6 protein-coding genes are annotated in these 10,611 nt (G+C 73.2%); 2 read left to right on the top strand and 4 right to left on the bottom strand.

The window, feature by feature from the left end:
- Positions 1–23 precede the first annotated feature (23 nt).
- From ACIQF6_RS31935 to ACIQF6_RS31945, 3 genes are all read right to left on the bottom strand, one after another.
- The gene (locus ACIQF6_RS31935) at positions 24–1,277 is read right to left on the bottom strand and encodes a M20/M25/M40 family metallo-hydrolase (protein ID WP_400901299.1); all 1,254 of its coding nucleotides are present in this window, start codon (positions 1,275–1,277) and stop codon (positions 24–26) included.
- Between the two features lie 172 nt (positions 1,278–1,449).
- On the bottom strand, positions 1,450–2,553 hold the full coding sequence (locus ACIQF6_RS31940) for a sugar phosphate isomerase/epimerase family protein (protein WP_400901301.1): 1,104 nt from the start codon (positions 2,551–2,553) through the stop codon (positions 1,450–1,452).
- Positions 2,550–3,683: a hypothetical protein gene (locus ACIQF6_RS31945; protein WP_400901303.1), complete on the bottom strand. Its 1,134-nt coding sequence runs from the start codon at positions 3,681–3,683 to the stop codon at positions 2,550–2,552. The genes ACIQF6_RS31940 and ACIQF6_RS31945 overlap by 4 nt, the downstream gene beginning before the upstream one ends.
- Before the next feature lie 457 nt (positions 3,684–4,140).
- On the opposite strand from ACIQF6_RS31945, the gene ACIQF6_RS31950 reads away from it, so the two are divergent.
- A complete protein-coding gene (locus tag ACIQF6_RS31950) occupies positions 4,141–5,304 on the top strand; it encodes a DegT/DnrJ/EryC1/StrS family aminotransferase (protein ID WP_400901305.1) in 1,164 nt (387 codons plus the stop codon).
- Positions 5,301–6,533, top strand: a complete 1,233-nt coding sequence (locus ACIQF6_RS31955) for a DegT/DnrJ/EryC1/StrS family aminotransferase (RefSeq protein WP_400901307.1) — start codon at positions 5,301–5,303, stop codon at positions 6,531–6,533. Before ACIQF6_RS31950 ends, ACIQF6_RS31955 begins: the two co-directional genes overlap by 4 nt.
- Positions 6,534–6,599: 66 nt before the next feature.
- On the opposite strand, the gene ACIQF6_RS31960 is transcribed toward ACIQF6_RS31955, so the two are convergent.
- Positions 6,600–8,243: a class I adenylate-forming enzyme family protein gene (locus tag ACIQF6_RS31960; protein ID WP_400901309.1), complete on the bottom strand. Its 1,644-nt coding sequence runs from the start codon at positions 8,241–8,243 to the stop codon at positions 6,600–6,602.
- Between the last annotated feature and the right edge of the window lie 2,368 nt (positions 8,244–10,611).

Below are 10,611 nucleotides of genomic sequence, written 5' to 3' on the forward strand. Positions count from 1 at the left end.
GCTTCCGGCGGAGGCCGGTGCGATCAGTGCCGGGGCTGCCGACGGGCGAAGGCCACCAGCAGGCGGGCCACCGTGCGGGCGAAGCCGTCGAGTTGGGACAGCTCGGCGAACTCGCCCTCCGCGTGCGCCCGGTTGGCGCCGAGGTCGCCGGGGCCGAGCACCACGGTGAACGCGTCCGGCAGACCCGCCGTCCAGATCGCGTCGCAGGTGAACGCCGGTTCGTGGTCCGGGAATCGGGGAATGCCGGCCTGCCGCGCCAGCAACTCCTCGAAGGCGGGATGCCGGTTGTCCAGGACGGGCAGGCCGCGTTTGAGCCAGTCCAGCCGGGTGATCCGCGCACCGTCGGCGGCCGTCCGGACGAACTCCGGCAGCCCCGCGAACTCACGCCGGAACGCGGCCAGTCCGGCAGAGACCGCCGCCTGCACGGTCTGCTCCACGCGACGGCCCGAACGGGCGTCCCGATAAGGGAGGTTGAGCAGCAACTCGCCCGTGCCGTACACCCGGTTGTGCAGCGACCCGGTGTGCAGGCCCGCCACGCACACCGGGTCGCGCGGGGTCGGGAGCGCGCCCAACTCCCGTGCCAGGTACTGGGCGAGGAACCCGAGCAGAACCGTCGCGTTGTGGCCCCCGCCGGGGGCGTCGTCGATCGCGTCCTCACCGCACACCCGGAGCCGGGCGGTCGCGGCGGCGGTGGCCCGGGGCAGATACCGAAGACCGGTCGGCTCGCAGAACACGTTCAGCGCACCCACGTACCCGGCCTCCACCAGCGGACGGGTGCCGAACACGCCCATCGCGCCGCCCTCTTCGCCCGACACAGCCTGCACCAGCACCCCGACCGCACGGCCCACCCGGGGCTCCGCCGCGACCGCCGCCCGAATCCCCGCCAGCAGCGCCACCGCCGGGCCCTTGGCGTCGATCGCACCACGCCCCGTGAACCGCCGCCCGTCGAAACCGACCGGCTCCAGACCCGCCACCGTGTCCAGGTGCACGTTGAACATCACCGTCGCCGACCGGGGAAGCTCCGCGCCGAGCCGGAGCACCAGACTCGGCTGGCACGCCAGGAACCCCTCCTCGCGGACACCTCGGCGTACCGTCAACGGCACGTCCGGCCGGTCGAGTTCAGCGGCGCGGGGCGCGCCGCGATACACCTCGACCAGGCCGCTCGCCGCCGCGGCCCGGGCATAAACCGTGAGCGCCTCCGGGAGCAGCGGGGGTGGCGCGCCAGGCCCGGTCTCCAGTGGGCCGGCGGTCGGCAGGCGCAGCAGGTCGAGCAGCAACTCGTGCTCACCCGGCCGGAGTCGGGCCTCGGTCGGGAGCGGAGCGGGACCGGTGCGCGGGGCGGGACGGGGGGCCGGAGCGGAGGCGGGGAGGAGCGCTGAGGGAGAGACGGGGAGAGGGGCCGGGGGAGACGCGGGGGGACATGCGGGGGGAGAGGCCGGGGGAGAGGTGTCACTGCTCATGCGACACCGCCGCAGAGCACTCCAGACCGCCCGGCACCGAGCGCCAGCCGGCCGCGGACGGCAGGATCTCGGTCTCCACCAGTGCGCCCAACGCCCTTCCGGCGGCCACGAATCCGCTCACGGCGGTACCGTCCGCAGCCAGGCCGTGATGCGGGCGGGTGGCGAGGTGGGGCTCCAGCGACCAGCCGCCGGACCAGCCCCGGTCGACCAGGAAGCGCAGGCTCTCCGCGAGCCGCGCCACGCCCTCGCCCGGCAGCACGTACTCGGTGCGGTGGCCGCCGCCCACCGCGTCCTTGATGTGGACGTGCGCGACGTGGTCGACCACTTCGCGGAGCATCGAGTAGCCGTCGTAGCCGTGCGGAACCCCGTTCCCGGCATCGAACAGCAGGCGCAGCGCCGGGCTGTCCACCGTGGTGACCAGGTCGAGTTGGCGCTCGGCGCAGGTGCCGGCCCAACCGCTGCAGTTCTCGTGCAGCAGCGTCAGGCCGTTCCGGTCGGCCAGCTCGGCCAGCCGGGTCAGCCGCTCCAGCGCCCGGCGGCGCCAAGTCGCCTCCGACAGCTCCGCGTTGGGATAGGACATCACGCGAATCCGGTCGGTGCCCAGCAGCGCGGCACGGACGGCGAGCGCGGACAGCTCCGCCAGATCGCGGTCGAAGTCGTCGGTGATCCGGCTCGCCCAGTTGCCGATCCGCGAGGCCAGGCCGGTCACCCGGGTGCCACGGGCGGCGAGCGTCTCGGCGATCCGACGGACCCGGTCGAGCGGCAGCTCGGCGATCCACCTGCCGTCCACAGTCCGCAACTCCAGGTCGTGCCAGCCGAGTTCGTTCAGCGCATCGAGCTGACCGGGCAGATCCGGGGCGGCCTCGTCGCCGATCCCGCCGAAGCTGATCGTGGGGCCTGGAAGCCGGTCGCCGAACGGGCGCGACAGCGTGGGGGCCGGCGCGCGGGACAGCGAGTGTGGCAGCGGCCTGGTGGACGCGCGGAGTGGTGGCGGGCCGAGTGGTGGCGGTTTTAGCGGTGGCGGGTCACTCGGTGGCGGGTCGAGCGGCGCTGCGGAGGCGGTGCCTGCGCTTTGCGGGGCGGAGTCGGTCATCGGACCGCCGCCGAACGGGCCTGGACGCCCCGAGCCTGAACGTTGCTGGCCTGGACGTCGCCGGCCGGGACGTCCCGGGCCTGCCCGCCGCGCGTCCCCGCTTCCGATGCCTGCGTGTCGCGCGCCTGTGCGGCCATCGTCTTGGCCTGGTCGAGCAGCCGCACCACCTGGGAGTTGACCGCCAGGTCGGGGTGCGGATGGTGGGCGCCCCCGGCCGCGCCGCCCGCCGCGAAGTAGGCGTAGACGCGGTGCAGGAAGGTGCTCAGCGAGTCGTCGTGGAGCAGCTCGGTGCTCTCGCCGGCATGGTCGATGACGGTGAGGCGGGCGTAGGCGTCGGCCTCGCTGCCCGGGAAGTGGCCGATCAGGGTGCCGTGGGCGAGTTCCAGGGTGACCCGGCGCTCGCGGACGGGGGACGTGAGGTCGGAGCGGATCCGGGTCCACGCGCCCCCGTCGTGCTGGAGGTTGAGCCAGGCGGTGCCGAGCCGCGGCAGCACCTGCCCACCGACCACCATGTCGGTGCCGCCCGCAGCGGTGACCTGGCCGGGCCCGGCCAGGGAGAGACAGAGGCCGAGCGAGTGCGGCAGCTCGATGTCGAACGCGGTGGGGTGACCGTCGCCGGCCAGCGACCGGGAGAACCGCGGCTTGCGCTGCACCACGTGGATCGTTCGCAGCGGCCCGTACGCGCCGCTCGCCAGCGCGGCGCGCAGCCGGTCGGTCAGTCGGCTGCCGAGCCACTGGGCGACCACCACCAGGTCCAGCCCGTGGCGCTCGCGCAGCGCGAGCAGCTCGTCCAGCCCGGCCGCGTCGGCGGCGAACGGCTTCTCCAGCAGGATGCGCCGGTAGCCGAGTCGGCCCAGCGTGTCGAGGGCGGCGACCCGCTCGGTCGGCGGGGTGCACAGGTGCACCACGGTCTCGGCGGGGTCGGCCAGCCGGGGAGCCTCCGCGAGGCTGACGGGCCGCAGATCGACCGCGGTCCCGGGCCGCCGACGCGGGTCGACCGCGAGTATCGGCGCCGGGGCGAACAGGTGCGCGGAATCGGCGGCGGTGCGCAACCGACGCAGCACCGGCAGGTGGAGCCCGCTGCCCGCCCGCCCCATTCCGACCAGTAAGGTCCCGAGTCCGTTCGACATGGCGGGCCGTCCTTCCGTCCGATGCGCGGGGATCGCGTCGCCGGGTATTCAACCAGCACTTTCGGGATGACCTGACAGATCGTCAACTCGCTTATCTGGCAGGCCATTCGAACGAGTGAAGCGGCCGCCTTCGCGCGATGGACGGGGGTCGTGGCCGCATAGATTCAGCGGGGTGCGTCGGACCGTCGCGCGGCGATTCAACTGCGCCCGCATGTCGGTGGCGAATCGGCTCGGGCAACCGGAAAGCGCTTTCACTTCCCCCGCGCGGTGGGATTCCGCTGCGTGGCGGCGGTCCCTCTCGTGGTGGAGATCCCCGTGCGTGGTGGAGCTACGGCTGCGTGGTGGAGATGCCGCTACGTGGCGGTGATCCCCCTGCGTGGCGGTGATCGGAAAGCGCTTTCCCACTGCGGTCGGCGTGCCACCCGTCCGTCACCGCCCACAACCCGATGAGAGTCTCATGGGTGCCTCCTCCGGCGTCTCCTTCTTCGACCAGACCGAGACCTTCGAATCCCTCTGGCCCACCACTCGGCGCCACCTCGACGAACTGATGGACCGCGGCAAGTACTCGCACGGTCCAAAGGTCGCCGAGCTCGAAGCCGCCCTCGCCGCCTGGACCGGCGCCCGCCACGTCGTCGGGGTCAACAGTGGCACCGACGCGCTGGTCCTGCTGCTGCGGGCGGCCAGCCTGCGGCCCGGCGACGAGGTGATCGTCCCGACCTACAGCTTCGTCGCCTCCGCCACCGCCGTGGTGCTGGCCGGCGGCCGCCCGGTCTTCGCCGACATCGACCCGCACAGCTACAGCCTCGACCCGGCCGGCGCCGAAGCCGTCCGCACCGAGCGCACCCGGATGGTCATGCCGGTCCACCTGTTCCACCAACTCGCCGACCTGGGAGCCCTGCTGGACTTCGCCGACCGCCACCGACTGACCGTGGTCGAGGACAGCGCCGAGGCCTTCGGCATGCGCTGGAACGGCGTCCACGCCGGACTCCACGGCGCCGGCGGCGTGCTGTCGTTCTTCCCCACCAAGACCCTCGGGGCGATCGGCGACGCCGGGGCCGTGCTCACCGACGACCCCGCCATCGCCGACGCCGTCGCCGCCATGCGCCACCACGGCCGCACCGGCGCCACCGTCGACGACTTCCACACCATCAACCGGCCCACCGAACTCCTCGGCACCAACAGCAAGATGGACGACATCCAGGCCGCCGTCCTGCTCGCCAAACTCGACCGCGCCGACCAGTGCATCGCCCGCCGGGCCGAACTCGCCGCCCGCTACACCGAACGCCTGGCCGGCACCCCCGGCCTGACCGTTCCCACCGTCGTCCCGCGCACCGCCGCCACCAACCCCGTCTGGTACGTCTACGTGATCGAGTCCGACCACCGCGACGAACTCGCCGCCCACCTCGCCCGGCACGGCGTCCAGACCGAGACGTACTACCCGACGCCGCTGCACCTCCAGCCCTGCTTCGCCGAACTCGGCCACCGGCCCGGCGAGTTCCCCCACGCCGAGGCCGCCTGCAAGCGCGCCCTCGCACTGCCGCTCTACCCCGACCTCGCCGACCACGACCTGGACCTGGTCAGCGACCTGGTCCGCGGCTTCCAGCACGGAAAGCACCGATGACCGCCACCACGCGCCCGCCGATCCCGTTCTTCCCGCCCGACCTCTTCGAGGACGACCGCGACCTGCTGCTGGACGTAGTCCACGAAGTCGCCACCGACCCCACTCAGCGCTTCATCCTCGGCGAACGCGTCGCCCGCTTCGAGGAGTTGCTGCGCACCGACCTCGGCGTCACCGACGTCGTCGCCTGCGGCAGCGGCACCACCGCGCTCACCCTCATCCTCCGCGCCATGGGTATCACCGCCGGCGACGAAGTGATCGTCCCCGCGTTTGGCTGCGCCCCGCTCGCGAACACCGTCCTCGGTGTCGGCGCCACCCCCGTGTTCGCCGACATCGACCCGCACACCCTGGTCGTCGACCCGGACGCCGCCGAGGCCCTGATCACCGCCCGCACCAAGGCGCTGATGCCCGCCCACATGTTCTCGGTGATGGCCGACATGCCGCGCCTGCGTGCCCTCGCCGACCGCCACGGCCTCCGCCTGATCGAGGACTCCGCCGTCGCCCAGGGCGCCGTCCTGGACGGCCGACCCGCCGGCACCTGGGGCGACGCCGCCCTGTTCTCGTTCGTCCAGGTGAAGTCCTTCGGTGGCCCCGGCGAGGGCGGCGTCGTGGTCACCGACGACCCCGAACTCGCCCGCACTGTCAGGATGCTGCGCAACCACGGACAGGACGGCGTGCACCGCTTCCGGCACCACCTGATCGGCATGAACAGCCGGTTCGACGAAGTCCTCGCCGCGTTCCAGCTCCGCCGCCACCCCGGCCTGGCCCGCCGGCTGGCCCGCCGCGCCGAGATCGCCGCCCACTACACCGAACAGTTCGCACCACTCGCCGCCCACGGCATCACCCCGCCGCCGCCCGGCACCAACGGCCGCTGCTACTACGTCTATTCACTGCTCGCCGACCACCGCGACCAGCTCCAGCAGCACCTCGCCGCCCACGGCGTCGACAGCCACATCTACTACCCCCGCGCGCTGCCCCACCAGCCCGCCTTCGCCACCGCGACCCCCGGCGGCCCCGGCGGCCCCGGTGGCCCAGGTGCCCCCGGTGGCCCTGCTGTTCCTGCCGTCGGCCGCTGGCCGAACGCCGAACGCGCGGCCCGGCAGTGCCTGTCCCTCCCGATCTACCCCCACCTGACGGATGCCCAGGTCGACCGGATCACGGCCGCGGTGCTCTCCTTCGCCGGCGCGGCGGCGGTGGGCTCGGTCGCCGACGCGTCCGTATCCGTGGTCTGAGACAGTCGCCCGCCCGGCCCGGGCCCGTGAGGGGCCCAAGCCGGGCGGGGTCGAGACATCAGGGCATCAAGTCAGCACAACTGCCGCCTCCTGCACGCGAGTCGCGGCCGCGGCCAGCTCGGTGAGCACCAGCCGGTCCGGCTTCCCGGACGCACCCAGCGGCAGCCGGTCCAGCAGGACCAGCCGCTCCGGCCACTTGTACTTCTCCAAGCCGCACAACTGGCCCAGATAGTCCGTGAGTTCCACGAGCGCCAGCCCGCCGGCCGGCTCCCGCGGCACGGCGCACACGCACATCCGCTCCCCGAGGTCGGGATCCGGCACCGGCACGCACACCGCCTCCACCAGGCCCGGGTGGCCCTCCAGCAGGCGTTCCACCTCCGACAGGCCGATCGACACCCCGCCCCGGTTCACCATCTGCTTGATCCGCGCCACCACCCGCAGCGACCCGTCGGCCTCCAGCACTCCCCGATCCCCGGACCGCACCCACCCGCCGTCCACCCGCAGCCGGGCGTCCAACTCCGGTTCCCCGACGTGGCACAGCGGACTCATCGGCCCGCGCGCCTGCACCTCGCCCGCAACCCCGGCCGGCACCGCCCGCCCGTCCGGCCCACACACCCGGAACTCCACCACCGCCGGATCCGGCCGCCCCACCCGCAGCACATCCACATCCGAACTCGTCCACCGAGTATGGCAGTTCAATCCGTCACTGGCCCCATACACGTTCACCACCGGACACCCGAAGCGTCGCAACGCGGCCCCCAGCACGGCGGACGACAACATCGCCGAACTCGACACCACCGCCTGCAAGGACGACAAGTCCTCATCCGGCGACGGCGGTTGCTCCGCCAGGCGGCGCAGCATCGTCGGCACCGCGGCCAGATGCGTAGGCCGCCGGCGCCCCACCGCCGCCAGCGCATCCGCCGGGTCGAACCGCTCCCGCAACACCACTGTGGCCCCGCACCGCACCAACGACACCACCGCCAGCGACCCGTACGCCGTCGCCGGATGCACCAACAGCAACACCCGCGGCGGCGCGCCGTCCACCGTCTCCAACACCCGCTCCACGTACCGCCCCCGGCCCCCGGCCAACGCATTGTGCGAGTACGCGACCAGCTTCGGCGCAGCCTCCGACCCCGAGGACACCAGAATCCGCGCCGGCGCCTCCGCGTCCACTGCCGCGGGCTCCCACCCCGCCCGCTCCGGCCACGGCTCGGACCCCAGCACCACCACCTCGTGCAGCCAAGGCAGTTCGGGCCGCAGGCCGTCGACCAGCGCCTTCCACTCCGGCGCCGTCACCACCGCATCCGCTCGCGACGTCCCCAGCAGCGCCAACAGATCCCGCCGCCCGTGCCCCGGCACACACGGCAACACCACCGCCCCCAGTGCCGCCACCGCCAGATCCACCGCCACCCCCCGCCAGTCCGCCGGCAGTTTCGTCGCCACCACCGACCCCGGCCCCACCCCCCGCGCCGCCAGCCCCGCCGCCAACCCCCGCACCCGCGAGGCGAGTTGCGCGAACGTCAACTCACCGCCGTCGTCCACCAGAGCCACCCGCCCCCCGTCCGTCCCCACCCGCTCCACGAACAACTCGTACAGCCCTCGCCCCGGACACCACCCCCGAGCCACCCACTCCTCCCGCAACCCCCGCTCCACCTGATCCGGAAACTCAACCCCGGCCACCGAGACCCACGTTCCGTCCACAACCACCACTCCCATCACTTGATCGATCCACTGACTTGATCCCCCCGCCCCCTGCCGGCCGAAGGCTCCCCCTTCGCCCGCATCGCCCAGGCGTCGGCCTCCGCACCGAAGCCCGTTGCGCCCGCGCCGACCGGCGACACACCGCAGGGCTCGCAGACCGGTTGTCGGCGCGTTCGACGCAGAGCCGGCCCGAGCCGGAGACAGCCGGCCCGGCCCCTGTCGACGGTCCGCGCATCGTGCGGCCACGCGGGCACCCCCCCCGCCGGGAGCGCGCCCCGAACGGTGTGGACAGGTGCCACGTCGCGGCCGCCCCCGCACGGAAGGTCGGCGCGGACCCCCCGCCTTCCGTAGGTCGAGACGGTCGCGCGATCCAGGCCCCTCGCATGGTTGGACGCTCACCGCCCGTTGCGTTGCCGGCTGTTGTCGAACCACCGGATCGCCGGAATGCGTCACGCGAGGGACAGACGGCTGTCCACGCCCCCGGCACCCTCGGGCGATCAGCCCCGTGCCGCCCCGTCCCCACCGAGCCTTCGCCGGCCTTCGACGTGGACGCCCCAACGGCTGCACGCCGCCACCGATCTGCTGCCAGGGCCCTTGGCCCGCCCCGACGGCAGCCGCCCTCTGGCGGAATGGCGGTGGTCGACGGCGGCCGGATCGCCGGATCTCGCCTGGCGGCATGTCGGCAGCCAGCCTCCGGCCTGCTGCCCCGGGTCGCATGGCGCAGCGCCGACTCGTCCCCATCCGAACTTGATCGAGTCCCGATACGGACCCCCTGCCGCTCATCGGCCGACACCGATCCGCCGCCCGGGCCCTTCGCTCGGCTGGGTGGCCACCGCCCGTTCGGGAATGGACTGTTGTCGGACGGCCGGATTGCCCGATCTCGCCTGACAGCACGTCGGTAGCCGCCCTCCGGCTCACGGCCCTGGCCTGAGCGGTGCCGCGCCGACCCTCCCGGCTTTCCTCAAGTCCCGATTCGGACGCTCCGTCCCTTGTGGGTCGACACCGAGTCGTAATCCGGGCGGGCCGTCCCACCGGGTGGCCACCGCCCGTTCGGGAATGGACTGTTGTCGGACGGCCGGATTGCCCGATCCCGCCCGGCGGCACGTTGGTAGCCGCCCTCCGGCCCGCAGCCCTGGGCCGCACGCCCGCCCTCGCCCGAGTTTCGTCGAGCCCAGCTGCGGACCCACTGTCCCTCGTGTGCGGACACCGACCCGCAACCCGGGCTCGCTGTCCGATTGCGTAGCCGCGACTCGGTCGGCACGAGGCTGGTGGCGAAGCATCGGATCGCCCAAACCTGGCGTGCGAGGGGCGAGTAGGCACCCTTGTTTCTGGTGTCCAAGGGAAGACAACTGCGCCCGGGCCCGTTCCCGCCGGGCCGTTGCCTGCCTCGGGCGCGGGCATTCCGGTGTCACCGCGCCGGCATCGGACGGTCAGGTGGATGCGTGGCCCGCCGGAACAGCCACTTCCTCCTCGGAAGCCGGATGTTGCCAAACTGTCGGACCGTCCGGCCACGCAGTGCGAGGGCCAAGCGGCTGCCCGTGCGCTGGACATCCTCGGGTCAAGAGCCCCGTGCCGCTCCGTCCCCATCGCGCCTTCGTCGGCCTTCGGCACGGACGCCCCGCCATCCGCACGCCGACACCGATTCGCCGCCCGGACCCGCGACCCGACCGGACATCCACCGTTCCTTCGGGAAGCGGCTGTTGTGGAACTGGCGGCGGGCCCGAACCCGCTCCGTGCGGTGTCGCCGTGTGTCCATGCACCGGGTGCCTCGGGATGAACGGCTTCGCGCCGGTTCGTTGCGGCTGGGCCGTCACCGGCCTTGGGCGTGCGTGCATCGTCATCCGCAGTACCCGGCAGGCGCCGCCCATCTGGACAGCCACCGCCCGTACGAGAAGCGGTTGTTGTCGAATCTCCACACCACCTGAAGCGCGCAGGCGTGCGACCGGCGTCCCGCGTCTTCCTGGCACGAGCAGCTTCGCGACAGCCGGTCCCCGCCAGGCCCTCGTTGACCCCCAGCAAGGATCCCCCGCGTCCCTCTTGCCGGCACCGGCCTGCGGTCCGGGCTCGTCGCGGGCTTGGGCAGCCACTGTTTCGTTGGGAAGTGGCTGTTGAACCGCCGGTTCCCCCGAGCCCGTAACGCGAGGGCCGAACAGGCGCCCACGCACTCGGCGTCCCGGGATGCGCCGTCCCGCGAGGGTGCCTCGTCGCCAGGCCTTGGCCAGCTCCGGGCGCGGGCACCCCGTGCCCCTTCTGTCGGCACCGATCTGCGGTTCTGGCTTGCCGCGGGCTTGGGCAGGCACCGTTTCCTTGGGAAGTGGCTGTTGAACCGCCGGTTCCCCCGAGCCGGCAGTGCGAGGGCCGAAACGCACTTGGCGTC

This window comes from Kitasatospora sp. NPDC092948, from assembly GCF_044754805.1.
In the GTDB taxonomy this organism is placed as follows: Bacteria; Actinomycetota; Actinomycetes; order Streptomycetales; family Streptomycetaceae; genus Kitasatospora.

Bases quoted from the DNA above. Each gene is read 5' to 3' on its own strand.
- ACIQF6_RS31940 (WP_400901301.1), bottom strand. From the start codon at position 2,553: ATGACCGACTCCGCCCCGCAAAGCGCAGGCACCGCCTCCGCAGCGCCG.
- ACIQF6_RS31955 (WP_400901307.1), top strand. From the start codon at position 5,301: ATGACCGCCACCACGCGCCCGCCGATCCCGTTCTTCCCGCCCGACCTC.
- ACIQF6_RS31945 (WP_400901303.1), bottom strand. From the start codon at position 3,683: ATGTCGAACGGACTCGGGACCTTACTGGTCGGAATGGGGCGGGCGGGC.
- ACIQF6_RS31950 (WP_400901305.1), top strand. From the start codon at position 4,141: ATGGGTGCCTCCTCCGGCGTCTCCTTCTTCGACCAGACCGAGACCTTC.